General features: G+C 36.9%; 11 protein-coding genes and 1 pseudogene. All 12 read right to left on the reverse strand.

Features of this window, described 5'->3' with window-relative positions; all coding sequences use genetic code 11:
- Window positions 1-121: 121 nt before the first annotated feature.
- Window positions 122-214 (reverse strand): annotated as a pseudogene (locus AB7942_RS02235) (aspartyl-phosphate phosphatase Spo0E family protein); the annotation flags it as partial.
- 290 nt (window positions 215-504) lie between these two features.
- Window positions 505-2,124 carry a response regulator transcription factor gene (locus tag AB7942_RS02240; RefSeq protein WP_369445629.1) on the reverse strand — a complete coding sequence of 540 codons (1,620 nt, stop codon included), beginning with the start codon at window positions 2,122-2,124 and terminating at the stop codon, window positions 505-507.
- The gene (locus tag AB7942_RS02245) at window positions 2,102-3,946 is read right to left on the reverse strand and encodes a sensor histidine kinase (protein WP_369445630.1); all 1,845 of its coding nucleotides are present in this window, start codon (window positions 3,944-3,946) and stop codon (window positions 2,102-2,104) included. Before AB7942_RS02245 ends, AB7942_RS02240 begins: the two co-directional genes overlap by 23 nt.
- A gap of 72 nt (window positions 3,947-4,018) precedes the next feature.
- Entirely contained in the window at window positions 4,019-5,362 is a 1,344-nt protein-coding gene (locus tag AB7942_RS02250; protein WP_369445631.1) for an ABC transporter substrate-binding protein, read from the reverse strand.
- 382 nt (window positions 5,363-5,744) lie between these two features.
- On the reverse strand, window positions 5,745-6,173 hold the full coding sequence (locus AB7942_RS02255; RefSeq protein ID WP_369445758.1) for a DUF6805 domain-containing protein: 429 nt from the start codon (window positions 6,171-6,173) through the stop codon (window positions 5,745-5,747).
- Window positions 6,142-7,056, reverse strand: a complete 915-nt coding sequence (locus AB7942_RS02260; RefSeq protein WP_369445632.1) for a family 43 glycosylhydrolase — start codon at window positions 7,054-7,056, stop codon at window positions 6,142-6,144. The genes AB7942_RS02255 and AB7942_RS02260 overlap by 32 nt, the downstream gene beginning before the upstream one ends.
- A gap of 335 nt (window positions 7,057-7,391) precedes the next feature.
- The gene (locus tag AB7942_RS02265) at window positions 7,392-9,068 is read right to left on the reverse strand and encodes a type 2 periplasmic-binding domain-containing protein (protein WP_369445633.1); all 1,677 of its coding nucleotides are present in this window, start codon (window positions 9,066-9,068) and stop codon (window positions 7,392-7,394) included.
- 93 nt (window positions 9,069-9,161) lie between these two features.
- Entirely contained in the window at window positions 9,162-10,613 is a 1,452-nt protein-coding gene (locus tag AB7942_RS02270; protein WP_369445634.1) for a response regulator transcription factor, read from the reverse strand.
- 3 nt (window positions 10,614-10,616) lie between these two features.
- Window positions 10,617-12,377 (reverse strand): sensor histidine kinase, encoded by a 1,761-nt coding sequence (locus AB7942_RS02275; RefSeq protein ID WP_369445635.1) that lies wholly within the window; start codon window positions 12,375-12,377, stop codon window positions 10,617-10,619.
- Window positions 12,378-12,701: 324 nt separating this feature from the next.
- Window positions 12,702-15,860, reverse strand: coding sequence for a family 43 glycosylhydrolase (locus AB7942_RS02280; protein ID WP_369445759.1), 3,159 nt, complete (start codon window positions 15,858-15,860; stop codon window positions 12,702-12,704).
- A 39-nt stretch (window positions 15,861-15,899) separates the two neighbouring features.
- Window positions 15,900-16,502: a YesL family protein gene (locus tag AB7942_RS02285; protein ID WP_369445636.1), complete on the reverse strand. Its 603-nt coding sequence runs from the start codon at window positions 16,500-16,502 to the stop codon at window positions 15,900-15,902.
- Window positions 16,503-16,548: 46 nt separating this feature from the next.
- The gene (locus AB7942_RS02290) at window positions 16,549-19,365 is read right to left on the reverse strand and encodes a beta-galactosidase (protein WP_369445637.1); all 2,817 of its coding nucleotides are present in this window, start codon (window positions 19,363-19,365) and stop codon (window positions 16,549-16,551) included.
- Between the last annotated feature and the right edge of the window lie 15 nt (window positions 19,366-19,380).

Raw genomic sequence — 19,380 nt, forward strand, 5'->3', positions numbered from 1 at the left:
GTAACTCATCGTAAAGAAATCACTTAAATTTTCAGTTTATTTTTATTATAAAATAAGTCTAGGTTCGCTTATTAACGGTATTTTGCTAAATGTGAACACAATTTTGACTATTCCTCATCGACTAAAACATTGCTTGCATACAATATTTTTGCATCTTTACTATTTTCTTATCTAATTGCTGACTAATTTTGACTAAATCTGGATGAGATAAATCTTTATCCTTTGCTACTTAATACATATTTAAGCGATCCCTATCAATACTTTTTCTTAAATAAATTACTTTTCTCAAAATCATCGACATTATCCCTTCAAATGTAATTTTTCGGATAGATTTATTATAAAGTATGGTTACATCCACTTATTAACGGTATTTTGCTAAATATTAATACAATTTCTACTTATCTCTTAAAATTGACTATATTTAAAAATTCTTTAAAAGAAATAACAAAAAAGTCCAGTGCCGTATTGGACTGGACATTAATAATAAAACATTTAACTCCTAACTTATCCTACTGAGGCCTTTCCTCCTCGATACTCAATTGGAGTTACGCCTACATGGTTTTTAAATAATTTATTAAAATAGCTTTGATTATCATAACCGAGACGTTCACAAATTTTCCCAACAGAGTCAGCCGTTTGTTCAAGCAATTCTTTTGCTCTCGAAATTTTCATTTTGGTTATGTATTCAACAAAAGTCTCCCCAACCTCTTTCTTAAACAATCGGCTAAAGTAGCTTTGGTTTAAAAAAAGGTGACTGGCGACCTCCTCCAAGCTGATTCTCTTTTCTAGATTCATAGAAACATAGCTGATCGCATCTAAAATTTCCCTTCGCTTTGTCTGATTGTAAACCTCATTTGATAGGTTTAATAGGGATTTAAAATATTCAATTAGTATGCCTTCTAATTCACATAGAAAATTACACATTAGAATCTTTTGATGCAAACATTCAACTGAATGCTCTGAACGAAAAAATTGCAAGGCCTGCAATTTAACCTTTAGATCTAATGACAATTTTAATATCCATTCCTTCACCAGTTCAGGATGATATTTCTTTTGTTCGAAAAGTGAGATCCATTTGGAAACAATAGGGACAATCACACTTTCGTCCCTCATCAACAATAAATCTTTGATGTCTGCTGATGCTTCATCGTAATTGGAAAACAAGTCTACCATTGCGGTCTGAACGATATCCCTTTTTAAAATGGATCCTGGCTGCATATAAAAACATTGATGTTTTGCACTTTCCAAATGGGAAAGCTCTTGTCTTAAGTCTGCAAAGCTTGAGCAGTCTTCTCCTATCAAAAAAGATAAGTGAATATTTAAATATTTTTTTAATGCCTTTTGAACTTTTTTCATACTCTCATAAGTTTCGTCAAAGGAACCTATCTTAACAGTTGGAGAACATGGAAAAAATAAAAAGAATTCTTTTGCTCCTAAACAAAAGTGGACTGCGTCCAATTTAGATTCCATAATGATGTCTTCGATTACATTGTTTATGGCAAAAGTTAGAATATCTTCCGAGATATATTTTACCTTAGTTATTTGAAAATCATGAACTATTGCTAATGTGGCCTTGTATCCTACTTTATCTAACTGTAGTCCTAGAGTGTTAGCTTCTACAATCCAATCTTTTTCAGTAATTTGTGATTGGGAAATCGTTTGCCTGATAAATCTTTCTTTTACACTCACTTTATTACTATCCAGCATGTGCTGCAGATGAAGATTCTTCAATGTTTTCCTTATTTGATTATCAAGGTTTTCTTTTACTTTTTTGATTATTTCACATAAATCTTCCGGGTCAAACATGTCTTTTACTAGATAATCCTCCACTCGCAGCTTTAATGCTTGCTTGGCAAAATCAAATTCAGAATGACATGACAGAATGACAACTTGTAAATTTGGATTTATCTCTTTAAGGCGTTTCGTTAGTTCAATCCCATTCATTTTTGGCATACCTATATCTGTAATTAATATATCAGGCATCTCATGAAGCGCTGTTTCAAAAGCACTTGCTCCATTTTCATGTGTACTTTGAAGTGTTACGCCCAGATGCTCCCACTCAATTGTTTGAGATAACAATTCTAATACCGGATAATCATCGTCAACTAACATTACTTTGTACATTTGACTTACTGCCTCCTTTAGGAATGGATAGAATGACTTGAGTTCCTTCACCTAATTCGCTTTTGATATCCATTCTGAAATCCTGACCAAAAGTCATATACACTCTTTCATACACATTTGATAAGCCCAATGACGAGAAGCCCCTTTTATTTTCGTTAATGTGAGAATTATCGCCAATTGATTGGATAAGCTTTCTTTGTAAACGATTCAATGCCTGGCCATCCATCCCCTGACCATCATCTTCGATAACAATGATTACCTCATTTTCTTTGATTTTCGCATTTACTTTAATAGTTCCTGCACTTTGGTTTAGACCATGGATGATGCTATTTTCAATAATAGGCTGCAGGATAAAACGTGGAATCCTTACTATTTGAGCCTCATCATGCACCGAAATTTCAACATTCACCTTTTCTTTTTGCCTCATATTCATGATGTTTATAAAGTCCAAGACAATTTGGATTTCCTCCTGTAAAGTGATTATTTCTTTTTCTTTTGAAATGGTCATACGCAATAATTTTGACAAAGAGCTGATCATAATCGCACTCTCTTTATCTCCTTTAACCAATACTTTCATCCGGATGGAATTAAGGACATTAAAAAGGAAGTGGGGATTGATTTGAGCCTGCAGCATATCCAGTTCCGCTTTTCTTTTTCTTTCCTCTGTTAATGTGATTTCCCGAATCATTTCATTGATGCGATCAAGCATCAAATCGAAAGAAGAAGAAAGTCTGCCAATCTCGTCCTTACTCCGAATCCTTGAGCGGATATTTAAATTTCCGCGTTGGACTATGTCTGCAACATTTCCTAATTGGACAATCGGTTTTGTAATCGTTCTCAAAAAATAGGTCATCAGAACAAGAAAAATTGTGAAAGAAATAACCTGAACGGTCATTACTTTATTGAAAATTGCGTTAACTTTATTCGTTGCCTGTTTATAAGGAATTAACGAAACAAGTTTCCAACCTGTAAAAGAAATTTTTTGTTCAGCAATTAAATAGTCCATCCGCGAGATTTGAAAAATATTTGAGGAGTTGTCTTCCTTGAGCTGATTACTGTATTGGAATAGTTCACCAATTCCAGAATCATCTCTTTGTGAAATAATATGATTTGAAGAATCCAAGAGAACCATTTCCTCATGACCACTCATATTTTCAAATATTTGATTAATTTTATTTTCCATTATGGTGACAATTACATAGCCATAAATATTTAAATTCTCATCCCTTAATGTTCTAGCAACTGATATTTGATAGGGATTATTCTTTTTCTCTGATTTAAATATGGTGGGCTGGCTTCCAATCCACACTGTTTCATAACCTTTTGTCTTACTCAATTGTTCAAACCATTCTTCTTTAAATAAGTCAGTTGGGCTAAATTCAAAATTGGAATAGTTTGTATACGATTGACCATTTTTCAAGAGAATAGTGACGTAGGATTTCCCTCCAAGCAAGGTAATATTATCAATTATTTTATTGATTTTACTATCATCTATAAACTGTTGGTATTTCTGTTCAGGTGTATCTTCCCTGATATTCTTTGCTTTGCGCTTTAAAAGGGTATTCATTTCAGCGTCAACTTGGATAAAGTTTGTAATATACATCATATCTTCGAGAAGCTTCTGCACATATTCATTTGCAATGGTCAGTTCTCTATTTGCACTGGATAGCGCCTGTTCCTTTAAAGTATCTTTCGTTAAATAGTTATAGATAAATAACGTCATCGTTGCAGGAATAACCAAACAAATAATGGAAATGAAAATGACTTTTAAACGAAAAGAACGAGGCGACAGTATATTATTTATCTTTATCTTTTTCCCCATAATGCTTGATCCTCCTAGTCGGAGCTGTGGGGCACAAAACTAATGACACCCCCTCTACTATTTAGCCAATTATTATTTGTTGTTGAGAATTTCTTTTACTCTCTCTTGAGAAACTTTGATAGTTTTATCGATATTCTGTTGACCGAAGATTAACTTTTCATATTCTTCGTTAATAACATTATAGATTTCAGACTGGTTTGAAACCGGAGAAATAATTTTAGATGATTTTGCATTTTTTAAAACATTAATAAGTGATTCTTTATCAACTTTTTCAGGATTTTTAGTACCACTTAGAATCTTTTCTATAATATTAGTGAAATCACGATTGCTTACCTTATTCCATGATGGCAAGTTCTTGCCCTGAACAATCTGTCCTTCTGTTGTGTACCAACGGATGAAAGTGTATGCTTCTTTTTTGTGCTGTGAATTAGCAGCAACCGCCATATAGTCTGTTGTTACTGGAGTATACCCCCCCTTATCGGCTTTATTATTTTTGGGGTAAGGTGCAACAACAACATGGAAATTTAATGAGTTCTGTTCTGTTCCCCCAAGCTCGGCGTTCATCCAGCTTCCTATAAGGATGGAACTTACATCTTGATTAAAAAACTGGTTACGATAATGGAGTTTTTTCGACAAGATGTCTGCATACGGAACAGCCGATTTATCCTTTTTTTCCATTTTTAATCTTATTTCTAGTGTTTTTCTAAAGAGTGGATTGTCAAGATTTGCTTGCCCATCCTCTGTTGTAAATTCTGTATTTTCGGCTTCACTTGCTTGCGCAAGTCTCATATACTCCATCCAGCTTCCATTTTGTGGTCCATGGAAGTATGTTCCGTAATGACCATCTCTTGTAAGCGCTTTTGCATATTCCATGAATTTATCCCAGGTCCAATCATTTGGTACCTTAAGTCCCGCTGCAACTAAATGGTCTTTATTTAACAAGACATACCATGGGTTAAATTTACCTGGCAGCGCATAATAATTTCCGTCTATCTGGGTATCAACCTTATATTCTTCTGATTCTTTGTATCCCTCTTTATTAATAAATTCATCAAGAGGTGCAACCATTCCCATGCTTACACGCTGGGCATAACTAGCTGCTTCACTGAACATGAGAACATCCATTTGTTCTCCTGAAGCAGCAGCAAGATCCAACTTCTTGGTCGCTTCCTGCGTGTCTCCCTTTTCACTAAGAACAACTAAATCCACATCGATGTTAGGGTACTTTTTCTCAAAGGCATTAATGGTGTTCTTCCAGTTGTAGCTTGCCTCGGTTCCATGAGAATAGAATTTTAATGTGATTTTTTTGTCCTTTTTTATGTCTGATGCTACCTTGCTTCCACTTCCTGAACAGCCGATAACTATGACCGGATATAATACGGTACATATCAATAAAGTTAATATCTTTTTATTCATCCGCTTCCCCCCAGGAGTCTCCATTTCACAATGAAAACCTTTACAAAAATCATTATCAAAATTCTCCGAAAAATTCACCTAAAACTTTATTTCTCTCAATTTTCCATTCTATAAAAATTGTTATTTAATTGAACCTCTTAATTATAGAATTTTTAATATAATCATCATATGTCTATATTTTTATAAATTGGTGTTTTTTTCAGATGACTCCATCTATATTTCTTGCTGTTCCTAGGTTGAAACGGAAATAATATTGTACAAATAATAAAAAGAGTTCTGCCTATTCCTAATTGGAATAGGCATATTTTAAGGGAGTGCAGGTTTGGAAGACTATTTGCTAGCAAAAATTCTTGAAATAGATTACGTATTCTCCAAAATCTCCTTAAACTATTGGTGAGTTGATTATTCTTATTCCATAAACCCCACCGGCTGCCTTCCCTTCTGATGATGAAAATTTCACTTCAACCTTCTCTTTTCCATCCGTCAAGGCAACTGGAATTTCGTAACAAATATCAATAAGAGATTCAGACAATTTTCCTTCTAATTTTTGATGAGCAATCACTGTTCCATCAATTAAAATATCAAAGTTACGATCAAATTTCTTTCCATCCATGTAAATGGTTTTATCTCGACCATAATAAGTAACCTGCAGATACATTTGTTTATCAGGCTCTACTTTCATTACATAACAAAAATAGCCTTTCCCTTGACAATCACGCCACGCCTTTTGGGCAACACCAGAATAACCTGTATTAGAATTTTCCGATTGAATTCCATGTTCAATTTCCGGCTGTTTCCTGAAGGTTAGTATTCTCCATTATTTGCCTGTTCACATCCACAACAGGCTTACCACCAATAAAGTTAATTTGACTAATGCACGTTTCACGAAGTAAAGAACTATCAGGTTCAATCAATCGGTGATACACTAAATACCAATTTTCCTGGTACTCTGTCATGGAAGCATGGCCAGTCCCAAAATATTGTTCCGATGGTTGTGTAACTCTATTATCCTCTGGTGTTTCGTAGGGTCCGTAAATATGGTTGCTAGTTGCAAAACAAATTTGGTATTTAGTATCACGTGTATCATAATTGCTCCAAGTGAGCAGATAGGTCCCATTGATTTTCTGCAAATGTGGTCCTTCATTATATACACTGTTGTCAAAAATATTGGGATCTTTTCCGTGGTTTCGATAAAGTTGGTCAGAAAGCAGGACAGGCTTGGTTTTGAACGTAACCATATCCTCTTCCAATGGAACAATCCAACACTTGCCTTGTCCCCATAGCAGGTAAGGCTGATTGTCATCATCAATGAAAAGGTCCGCATCTATACTTTGACAATCATATTCATCTTTACTAATTAAAGGCCGTCCAACCAGATCCCTGAATGGTCCCAATGGAGAGTCTGAAACAGCTGCGCCAATCTGTGCTTCAGCAGAAAAGTACATATAATATTTCCCATTATACTTATTGACCCCTGGTGCCCATGCTCTTGTTTTTGCCCACTGTACATCGTTCAAGTCCAGTGCTAGAAAAGGCCCTTCCCAATTGATAAGGTCTTTACTATGAAACACATGAAATTTTTCGTAAAGCCAGCCTTCACTATCCTTTGTTGGATACAAATAATAATTGTCTCCATCTTTTAATATAAAGGGGTCCGCCCATTCACCCTTGATAATAGATCCTTGTCTATTCATATTGTAGTTGCCCTCCAAACTGTTTTCTTGAATAAACTTTCATTCAATCATCCAATCTTTAAATTAGTGCACTGCATCGATCTGTATTCTTCATAATATAATAAACACGAATTCCCGCCTTAACGGTATTTTGATGTATCACTCCATTATTTTGACTTCCGTAAGTCCATTGGTTAATATTTTTGTGTTTTAACAAAAAATAAATTTTTATCCAAATAAAAAAACAATAACTGTATTTATATAACAGTTATTGTTTCTAATTTTTTTGCTATTTATTGATTCTTCAAACTGATTCGAAAATGGAAATTAAGCTTATAAGTATTACTCAATTATTCTTATGAATTAACACCTTTAAGAGTAATGTTATATTTTGGGGACTGCTTTTGGAATTGTTCATTTATCTTATCGTCAAGGTCGTCTAAACCAAGTTTTTTAAGCTGGCTGATCATCTCCTTGTAAAGTTGATCTCTCGTGTTAGCGTCTTTAGCTAGGATAATCTTTGAAATTTGAGCTTGCTTATAAGCTATAATTTGTGCCTTTCGGTCAGCTATTTTACTGCCAGCCGTGAAAAAGTTTGGCGGCATACTAAGTGCTGAATTGTCATAAATAACTGTTTCCTTTGCCTTGCCGAATGCTGTCAGTACCTCATAGGAATCCCAAACACCAGACCCCGGGTCTTTTGTAGGGGCAAGTGTCACATGATTAAGCCAAGAGATGTTGTGAAATGACCAGAAAGCAAAAACCCCTGTTTTCGATTGATTTTTCTTATCTTTTATCCCTTGCTGAGTTTGAACAACAAGCCCCTTACTATCCCTCAAATAATCATTGCCCTCAATTCCATATACATGCAGAGTTAATCCTTCATTGCTACTCATGAAGCTAAGCCATTTGGCTAGGCGCTCCGGTTCTTTCGTGGATTTAGAAATATAGGTTTGCATCCAACCGGTACCTGCTGTTAAAGAGTGCCCTAGAACCGGCTTTGTACCTTGATTGGACAAGATAGGACCAGGAGAGACCCATACATCCATTTGTTCAAAGCCTGAATTCGCAATACTTCCAATATAACTGAAAACACTTCCTGACAGTACAGCTGCTTTCATACCTGATGTATCTACTGTCATCTGATTTGGATTAAAGTAACCTGCTTGCGCGGCTTTATACATGAAATCGAGAGCATGTTTTGATTCAGGAGCAAGTATCATATCCCGATATTTGCCGTTTTTATCGACGGGCATCGCACCAAACATCATTTCAAGTGTTAGTAACGTAGTATCTTGATACCCTTTTGCGTCCACTTGAAGCGGTATAACAGGTGCTCCGTTTGCAGTTAGCTTTATTTCCTTTATTTTTTTATAAGCAGCTAGGAGGCCATCCTCGGTTTTTAGATTATCAAGGGAAATACCAGCCTGCTGCATGAGTTTTTTGTTCACCATAATGCCGTTGTTATCGCGATACTTTAAGTTTTCAGAGTAAAATTCACTTGACGGAGGGTATTTTTTTCTTTCATCATTCGAATTGATATGACTTGGATACGAGTACCACCCGCCATCTCTTGCAATTAAGCCTTGCTTCACATCATTCGGAAAATCCTTCAGCAAGTGCGAGTTCGGATCATACTTTTTCAACAATTCGTCCAACCTCCACACTTTTCCGGAATCAATAAGCTTCTTAGCTAAATCATTATTGATGATCGTCATCACGTCCGGAAGTGGTTTCATTGAAGCCAACAACAGGCTCAATTTTGTATCCGCATCCTGAGCCGGAATATCAATGGTAAAAGTAAGTCCTGTTTTCTTAGTGATTTGGCCTTCAACAGAATTCGGATTCGTGTTCCATGGTGAAGGAGGATCCCAGAAACTTACGTCTGAGAACCATGTTAGATTCACCGGTGTACTAGTGGATGATGCTGTACCTTCCCCGGCTTTTGGTTCACTGATGGAATTACTAGGACTACAACCCGAGAATACTATAACTCCACTTAACAAGATTGCAGTTAGGAATTTCCATTTCATAATTACACCCCCTTTATAAATTTTAATAAGTACATTTTTATCTTAACACTCCTTCCCATCCACATATGTCCACTTTCATTAACTGAATAGCAGCTATATTTTCCGATATTTGCTGGGAGTTAATCCAAAGTATTTCTTAAAGAGCTTATTAAAATGAAAATAATCTTTATACCCCACCCTTCGAACAATCTCATAGACTGAGAGTTTTGAGTCTGATAACAATTCTTTTGCCATATTTAGTCTTTTTTGGGTAACGTATTCCGTGTATGTTGTACCTGTTTCTTTCTTGATTAGGACACTCAGATACCCAATACTCATATTGAATTTCTGTGCCAAGGTGGTAAGTAATATTTCCTCTGTGAAGTGGGAATTGATATAATCGATAATCGTCTTAACCATTTCGTTCGTGATAAATAATTCTTCCTGCGGTTGTTCAACGAAAAACATTTTAATTTTATCAAATATCTCCTCAATCGAATGGAACGACCGGGCACCTTGATAGTAGGTTAAATATTCGATTCCTTTAACTCTGTCACTATTTCGGTAATACTTGTGGATTAAAGAAACAAGCTGATTATATATATTAGTAACTTGATCTATTAGCAAGGAATGTTCCCTACATTTATCTAGAAGATCCTCAAGTCCTTTATTAATTTTGTCTTGTTTTTGTTCTTTAATGGCAACTTCGATAGAAAGCAATACTCTTGTCAATGAATCTGTGATTTGAGCAGATTGATACTTGATTACCTTGCAGCCTGAAATAAACGATGAACTTAAAACGGCAATATCCGACTCCTGATAAAGCTTGGAGATTGGTGTTGAAGATTCTCCTAAACTGCTAATGCCAATACATTCCGCATTAGCAAGCTCAAAAGAGGTAAGGTCCAGCGAGTCTATCGGTTTTTTTGACTCATCGTAATTGATGAGAATGGATATTTTATTTTGACCGGTTCGAAAGCGTATACATTTGATTCCATTAAAGGTTATCACCTCTTCTGGATTAGAAACTGTAGTAGTTTGGTATATAAAGGTAATAAGACGATAATATGGATCAACAAATTCCATTCGCTTGTTGGTTAAAAAATCACAGATTTTAATTTTGGTATCAGTGCCAAACAACTCAAATAAATCATACAAGGAGGTATCCAATACTTTTAAAGCCTGCTGTTTTTGTTGGAGTAAGTCTTTTACCCTCATTAAGGAACTAATCAGTGTGTCTTTATCTATCTGTTTAAGTATGTAATCCACTGCTCCCAAACGAACAGCTTTTTGCGCATATTCAAATTCCGAATAGCCGCTAATGAGAATCACTTTCGTTTCCAATTTATTTTGATTGATACAGTCCAGAAGTTCAAATCCGTCTAATCCAGGCATTCGAATATCCGATAGAACAATATCTGGTTTCTTGTCCAAAATGATTTCTAATGCCGCCACTCCATTGTGGGCTTCCCCAATTACTGTAAAGCCTAAGCTATCCCAATCAATCAGCCTTTTGATTCCATAAGCAATCCATGGTTCATCGTCAACAATCAATACAGAATACACGTTTTACTTTTCCTCCATTCCAATCATTTGCAAATTCTCAGGAAATGTAATAATAACCTTTGTGCCTATATGCGGTTCACTTTCGATGGTCATCTCGGCTGTGGAGCTATAAAATAACTTTAATCTACGATAAATATTGATTAAGCCGATCCCTAGTGCAGTATTTTTTTCAGAGTAGGCAAGGTCTTCAGTATGCCGCAGGTGCTGCAGAAGTTCTTCTAGCTTTTTTTTCTCTATTCCATATCCGTTGTCTTGGATTACATATTCAACGTGATTATTCTTTGTTTTTTTCACCTGAACCTTAACGATACCATTGTCAATTTTTTTCTCCAGCCCATGAAAAACTGCATTTTCCACTATCGGTTGAAGCATCATTTTCAATGCCTTCAGATTCAACAAATCTTTGTCAGCTTCGATAATGATCTGAATTCTCCCCATAAACCGGAAATTAATTATTTTCGCATATTCTTTAACATGGGAAATCTCATCTTCGATTGCAACAAAGTTATTCCCCTTTACCGAGTATCGGAACATGTTCGACAAAGAGGCCGTAATATTTGCAATCTCTTGAGCTTCGTGGAACAAAGCAATTGCACGTATACATTCTAGAGTGTTATACAAAAAATGTGGGTTAATTTGATTTCGGAATGCAGTGATTTCCATTTGCTTTTTAGTGATTTCTACCTCATAAATCCTTTTTTGTGTAGATTGAATTTGAGTGCTTAATACATCTATATCGTCTAACATTTTATTTAAATTCGCACCGAGACTGTCAATTTCATTATTATAAACCATATGAAAGCGTTGATCTGAACCCACTTGAGGGTAAGATTTCATAAATCCGATTATGGCCTTTATTGGTTTTAAAATACGGGTAAAAAAAATGATAAGAAATAAACCAAGTATACTAAACATCACCGAATAGGTTGCAATGTTAAAATGTTTAATAACACCTAAGTCCTGAAATAATTCATCCTTCGGAATGACACTGATCAACTTCCATCCGGTAGCGGATAGCGTAATGGTCTGGTAGATGTAGTTTGAATCGTTCATCCATTTTTCGATGTTGACCGTTTCTAATGAAGGATTAATCCCTTCCCTTGCGATAACGTGGTTGCTGCTATCAAGTAGTAAAAGGTGAGAGTTTGGTGTAACTTTCGCCCTATTTAAAATGTTGTCAAAATTACTTACATCCATTACGAAAATACATGTTCCCAAATAATCACTGGCAAGACGATCTTTTTTTAATTTATAAATAGGGACCTTTATTAAATAGTAGGGTATATAATCGGTGGGCTGTTTTTTATTCGACATCTTCATTAAGCCTGTATACTCTACTGAACGGATTGGAGTTTGTTTGTCTTGGGTCAATCTTATCCCCATACTTGTAGTCATATCTCCGTTTTTATTGTAAAGCTGAATTCCTTTAATATTTCCTTTCAGTGCAGATGTATTTGCAAATACGGAGGTAATTTCATTTTGCATGAGAATCCTATCTATATCATTTTTCGAACTCAAATAGGTTTGGACAGTTGGACTATATAATAATGAAAAGGATATTCCATCCATGTCCGAATAGAAACTATTTATTTTTTCTTCGATTTGTAACATTAGAGATTTGGAAGAATTCTCTCCCTTCTTTTCAATAATTTGTTTAGCGATTGTGTTGGTTATGGTAAATGATATTAGAAGTATCAAAAGCATTATCAGGCTTAAAAAAAGAATTTGTTTAGTAAGGCTGCCTCTGTAAAGCAAATTATTCAAGGTGGTTAATGCCCCTTCCCATACGAATTCATTATAAACTCAAGCTAGCAGACAAATAAATTGATAGAGGCCTTTAGTACGCTCTTTTATTCTATTACTAATTATTTTTGAAAAGCAAAAAACACCTCATTCTTTGATAGAGTGAGTTTGCTTGAAATTCACTATACCATAGAAAAAGAGGTGTGTCCTATTAACGAAAGAATGGATAATTGATATTATAAAATTTCTTTTCTAATTCCCTTCAACATAAATACCCCTCAGGGTTAAACAACCTATGTTTAACCCCAAGTCATAAAAAATATATTATAGGAATAATAATATATATTATTTTAATAAGAGGTTATGTGACAAAGAGATCAATACATTTGTCTGTTCTTCAGTAATTGATTTCCCGTTTTGAGCCAATAGCTCATTCACATATGCATTCAATTTGCCTGCCACCGCTTCACTATTTCCTCTTGTTGCTGCTTCCTTAGCAGATGCAAGTTTGGCGATCAGGGAATGCGCAATCCCATCGTTTGTTACAAAGGATTCAGTTAAACGGCTTAGACTCTCAAAATCGACGGTCACTGTAAATTGAATTTCAGTTTCTGTCGTATTCCCTGATCGATCCGTCGCTGTTACCGTATAATAATTTGCACCAACGCTATATTCATAGGCCGGTCCTTTAATTGGAGGGCAATCGACAGTTGCAATTCCAGACAAATCATCGGTTGTATTGCAGGAGATCGATATGTTTGAATCGACGGAATAGCTTCCCTCATTACCTGTAACCGTAATCACAGGTGCTGTCGTATCTTCTTCTACAATCATAATCCAGCTGATTTGCGGATCAGGTGAACCATTTACCCTGCGAATAGTCAGGTCCAGTTTTCCGTCCGCCACGTTTACATTTTTATAGCCAAGGACATCATAAGTGCTGGTAAATACATACCCCTTGGTTTTCGTTTCACCGTTAATCAATATATTTGCTTTTCTGCTTCCCTTTGTTGAACTGTACCATGGGTCGTAAAGTCCGGTATATACCGCGTATTTCCCATTTTTCAAGTCAAACTTATAAGAAATATCATCACCAGAGTTACTTAAAAGGTAGCGTAATGAAGAAAATAAATCGCCGCTGTCACCGCCCGACGGTCTTGTACGATCCCCTACATATCCCCACGTCTGCCCATTTTCCAGATCATACTTTTGATCAATGACACCTTTATTAAGGAGTGTTTCTTGCATGTAAGATGACCATGTCATGTAATCATTGGTGTTAGCCCCGCCTGCATGGACAAAGTATCTTACATGTTCAGGAATAACAAGTATCTTTACCCTAATCACTTTGTTTGCTAATTCTGAAAGAGTGCCTTCAACCACAACTGTACCAGGCTTTGAGAAATTGGCTGCATTTATTGCCCATGTTACCGGGGTATCCAATTGTTTCCCTTCTGAATTGGTAACATTAATAACATTCGGTAAATTTGGTACTTGTTCAACCGAAACTTTAGTAGGAAGTTCCGTATTAATCGTGACTTTCCCCATTCTGTTTAAAGTATCCAGCTTCCACTCGTTATACCATTGCAAACTAATTTCATCACTTTGACCAAATTCGATCGGCAGCCATATATATCTTGAATCCTTTAAATCACTAGACTTCCATCTGTCAGCCATAAAGATAAATTTCCCTTTTTGAGGATCAATCGAGATGACATTGGTGCTTTGTGAATCAAATGTCGTAGAAGCTTTGTCTCCTAACGATGGATCGCGCATCGGCTTCCATTCCCCGAAAATGCTATCCGCAACTGTATATCTAGCTGGATTTGGATCCCATCCGGTCGCACCTGAAGTAATCAAATAGTATTTTCCTTGATATTTAAACATAGCAGGAGCCTCACGCTGTGCCCCCGGAAATACTCTTACATAGTCCTCACCATATACAGCTTTATATTCCGTATCACGTTCCACATGCCCATCCTTATGCCAGCCAACAACATCTGTATAGGAATCATTCAACTTTGAAATATAAATGGTTCTATTTTCTTCACTCGAATAAATCAGGTATGCTGTACCGTCATCATCCTTGAACAAGTTCATATCGCGCGCCATCCCTGGCTGGTCAGGCTGACCATTATATGTTGCATCTTTCGGCGCTCTGTCCATACGATTGCTTTTTTGATAGACAAAAGGTCCTGTAGGGGAGTCACTTAATGCATAACCTGCTTCTGCTTTTGCATACATCGCAGTCGATGTTGTCGAAGGACCATCAGTATGCATCCACATCACATATTTTTTGGTCTTATCATTGTAAATTACTTTAGGTCTTTCAATTACTCTATCGGTACCAATATCATTCAAAATATCGGCTTTGTCCTCTCTTCCTTCATAAATCTTAGAAATTAGTGGATCGGTTTCAAACTGGTCCATAGATTCAATCGCAGTAAGGGCTAAACCTTCATCTTTCCAGTTATATAGATCAGTAGAAGAATAAACACTTACACCTCTAGCTGGGAGATATCCGTATGTTTTGTCTTCCCCGTACCAATAATACTTCTTCGTTTGCTTATCATACATGATCCCGCCGCCATGCGCCTGAATAGGAGCTCCGTTTGTATCTGTCCATACTTGGCCAGGTTTAAATGAAGCGTTTGGAGCGTATACGATAAGTCCTGCTAGTGCACTGTCTAGATTTTTGATATTCGTTCGAATTTGTTCCTGGATCGTTTTCGCTTCTATATCCAAGCTATTTTCACTGATATTTTTCATCAAACTATCAGCCTGCTCAATGGCTTTATTTAATACCTCTAAGCTGTATTTGGTATAGGTATCTGTTTTTGCCTCTTCTGTCTTAGCAGCTGTTAGTTTTGTCTCCAAATCAGAAACGGGAATCATTTTATATTTTTTGATAATGATATAATTTACAAGAGGATCATTATAGTTTGTTAAGGCTTCTGTTGCAGGTCCTTGAATTCTGACATCCAATTCTCCATCAGTTACTGAAACCTGTTGATAAGTCACCGCTTTTTCAGCGTTATAGCTTCCAATATCATAATCGCCTTTTGATAAACTTTGTCCCTCGCTGATAATATTAACACTTCGTCCACTCCATGGATTTTTGAATCCTAAAGAAATATCATAATCACCTTTTGGCAATTCGAACTTATACTCTAATGCCTTATCCCGTACCTGTGGACCGTTATAATAGCGTAGTGACCCAAATTTATCGCCGCCATTAGAGACATTAGTATTACTGGTGGCGGTTACCAATCCCCACTTTTTCCCTGTAACACTGTCTACACCATACTTTTGCTCTGTTTTACTTGAATATAGTCCCAATTTATCGGTCCCTTCAACAGTATCTGGGGTCGGGTCACCTGCATTCACAAAATAGAGGACATCTGTTTCCTCGGGTGTGGTCTCAGCAGATGCATGTCCAGTTGAATGAAGTATTGGGAAGGCAATGAGTGAAAATGTTAATATGGATGATATTACCTTTTTCATTTTAAACAACAATATTCCTCCTTACTTGTTTGGGCTTCACTATTTCACAGGAGCAGTAGCATGACTGATTTTTCTTTCAGTAACCCAATAGGTAATAAATGCTGAAATACTAAAAAAGAAAAATAATAGAATGAAAGAAAAACGCAGCGAAATATAAATCAATCCAATCAATGTCAACAAATTAAATAAAGTTAGAAAGGGTTTGTAAATCGACAATTGAAAAGCATTCTTAACTAATTCTTTCGTCGTGTAATAACCGTTTACCATTAGTGGTACGATATAAATAGCAGATATGAAGGAAAAAAAACTAATCACAAGTAAACAAACCATTAGTAAACCCTTTATTCCGCTTTGCACTCTAATTAATAGAAAGAAATCGGCAATAAGAACCAAAAACACCACCGTTATGGCTGGACCTAAAACCATACTCTGCTTAAAATTTTCTACAAAATGTAAACGATAATTTGTGAAAACAGGAGGATCATTCTTTTTTACCCATTGCCTTACAACTCCAAAAAGGGCTGCCGTAGCAGGATAAATTGTTATTACAGGTAGGCAGCTAATCAAGAATAATAGGTTTATATAGGCAAAGCGGTAAATCCATGTACAAATACGATGAAACATTCCATCTACTTTGAACATCTTAATCACTCCTATCACACTAACTTTGTTATTAACGTTTCATCTTTTAAATCTCCGTACTTACAGAGGAGAAACGAATCTCTTCTAAAACACCGATTTCATCGGGTTCAGTAGACTCTAGTAAAATGGCAAGAGTATCGCCTTGTTCTTGGATCCATGGTCTAGGGACATAGGCAATCCTTTCATTTCCGCCCCTCATTTGAGGTCTTGAGGTTTTAGATGGAGTCCAAATCCTCCCTATCAATCTTCCATTAAAGAATATAGACAGCTTGATATTTGTGCCGCTGAACATTACCTTCCAACAATTTGTTGAGTCTATTTGATCGATCTTTCCCATTAACCAAGCACTGCTGCCGGGTAAAAGTTCAACAGGTAAATCCGTAGCAACTACGTTCGATTGGGCTATTAGAGCTTGACTCCATAATTCTTTTTCACCTGCAGAAGTTAACTCCCAATCGATGGCGTTAAGTCCCTCGTAAAGAATAACATCCCCCGTCTCCAGACTGTAAAAGGTTTCTAGAAATAGCGTTAACTGGTTCTCTTCTCCACTCTTAATCCATGGTGAAAGATCTAGATAAGGAGTTAATGGATTCACCTTTCCTGCCTCGTATCCGTTAACAAATACAGCGACAAGAGAGCGAGTTCCTGGAAGATGGAGGAACCAAGCGTTTGATTCGGTCGATGTATAGAATGTTTTTTTATAATACCCGTACGATGGATGATGTTCCGTCATCCAACTGCCCCAGTTTACGATTGGCCATGTTTCTGTTTCACAAGATTTGTTCGTGTATGAAGCATGTTCACTACTTGAGCGGGCTGCTTTGAATCGCCAGTTACTATTTAATTTCAAGATATTAGTAACCGCTGCAGCACCCGTCAATCCTTTCTGTCCATTAAGGTGAAAAGCAGGGAGGCGTGCATCATTAAAGTTAGAATGACCCCAAATTTCAGAACGGACTACTAACTTCATCTTGTTGCCTGATGTTTCTTCCTTAAACGTAACAAACAGACTTCCACCGCCCGGCACTACGGTACCATGAAAGGTATCGTCCGTATAAACAGAGCAAATATCACTTGCATCTTGCAGAAGGACACCGTGAACAGGATAAGCTGAATTCGCATGTATCTTTGCTTGGTACCATGCATAGCCTCTATAAATTCCTCGGTTTTCGAGAAAATCAGCCTTGTCTCCGAGATGTTGAGAACTCTCTCCTAATTCAGGTGCACCAGCATTTAAAGGTGCGATTCCCCATTGAATGGAAGGTACATCCGCATCAGATGCTGTTTTTAACAAATCATCAAAAACTAATGAGCCATCTGCTGTAACTTCCCGTAAATTCAAGGCCTTCTCACGCTGAAGCAGCCTTACCTCGAGAACCTGACCTGAGGCTAGAATAATGAACGCAGATCCCGAAACACCGTTATTGGCTGTAAACACCAAATCTGATCCTTCTACTCTGGTCACCTGTATTCCGCCATCTGTTTCAATATTCATTAATTCTGGCATCCGGAATGATAACTCAGACTCCCCTTCACCAGAGAATACCAAAATGGTATGGTTTCCAATGGTGTGAGAGTAGAATAATTCTGCGGAAGCAAATTCTAACATTCCCTGCTGAAATCCCCAGTGACTAAGTGGTGTTTGAGCCAATAATAAAGGACAACGCCCCTTAGATATGGTCATCTTCGTTTGTTTCGGATAGGAATGGTCTCCTATCTGAATGGAAACTGTTTGTTCATTATCACTTACATTTGGCAATGAGTATAAATATCCTCCACCCTGTAATTCTAGGGCATTCGGTCCTGTCACTTCATTCGAGAGAGCTCCGCCTAATGTCAGTTCATGATCTGTGCTATAAACAGATTGAGCCAGTGACTCCCCAACTGCACCCAAGATTCGACTCATCAATCTTCCTTCTAAGGCTTCAGCTCTGACCTCACCTGTAGAAGATATCATTCCCCCAAAGTCGTAATCAGAAGTTAAGAATGAGAGTGGATTTCCCCAATTATTAGCCGCATTGGTAAACCCAAAATTGGTCCCAGAGACCTGCAAGTAAGGCCCTAGCAGTTTAGCACCTGCAGCAAGCAATCGACGCAGTAAGAAATGAGATCGATTTGTTTCCGTCACCATTAATGGAAGATTTTGGTTCCCTAACCTCTCAACATATTCATGTACCTTAGATTCAAATTCAGGGTCTCGATCATTTGGGTAAAAATTACACGTTGGAATAACTCCCTTTGAATTACCGCTTGCCTTGAATAAATCCCCTTGACCAGCACATGCAACCAATGGAACCTCTAAATCATGTGCAAACGCCATATCACGAAGGGCAGAAATATATCCTGTCGGGTCTTGGCACCCAAAGAAATCAAGCTCATTATCAAGCTGAACGCAAATTATCGAACCCTTCTGTCCTAATTCGTATCTCTTTAAAATAGGTAAGATTCGATCAAACCAACGGCCAACATGCTCTAAAAATACCGAATCATTGTCTCTCAGTCGCATCTTGGTATTGGTAAATAAGTAGGCAGGAAGCGCCCCTCCATCCCACTCCGAACAAATATAAGGACCAGGACGGGCAACAACATACAGCCCTTCTTCTGCAGCCATTTGCAAAAAGGCCTCCACGTCCTTATCATCGGTAAAATCCCACAGATCTCGTTGGGTTTCATGAAAATTCCAAGGAAAGTACACGTCTATGCAGTTGTATCCAGCCATTTTTACTTTTTCAAGACGATCTTTCCAAAGTTCCCTTGGAATACGGAAATAAAAGACTGAGGCACAAAGAATAATCGTCGGCTTGCCATTTATCGAAATTCCTTGTTTAGATAGTTGCACCGAAGTTTTGTTCATTATACTCATAGATTAGCCGCTCCT

Source organism: Neobacillus sp. BF23-41, assembly GCF_041106275.1.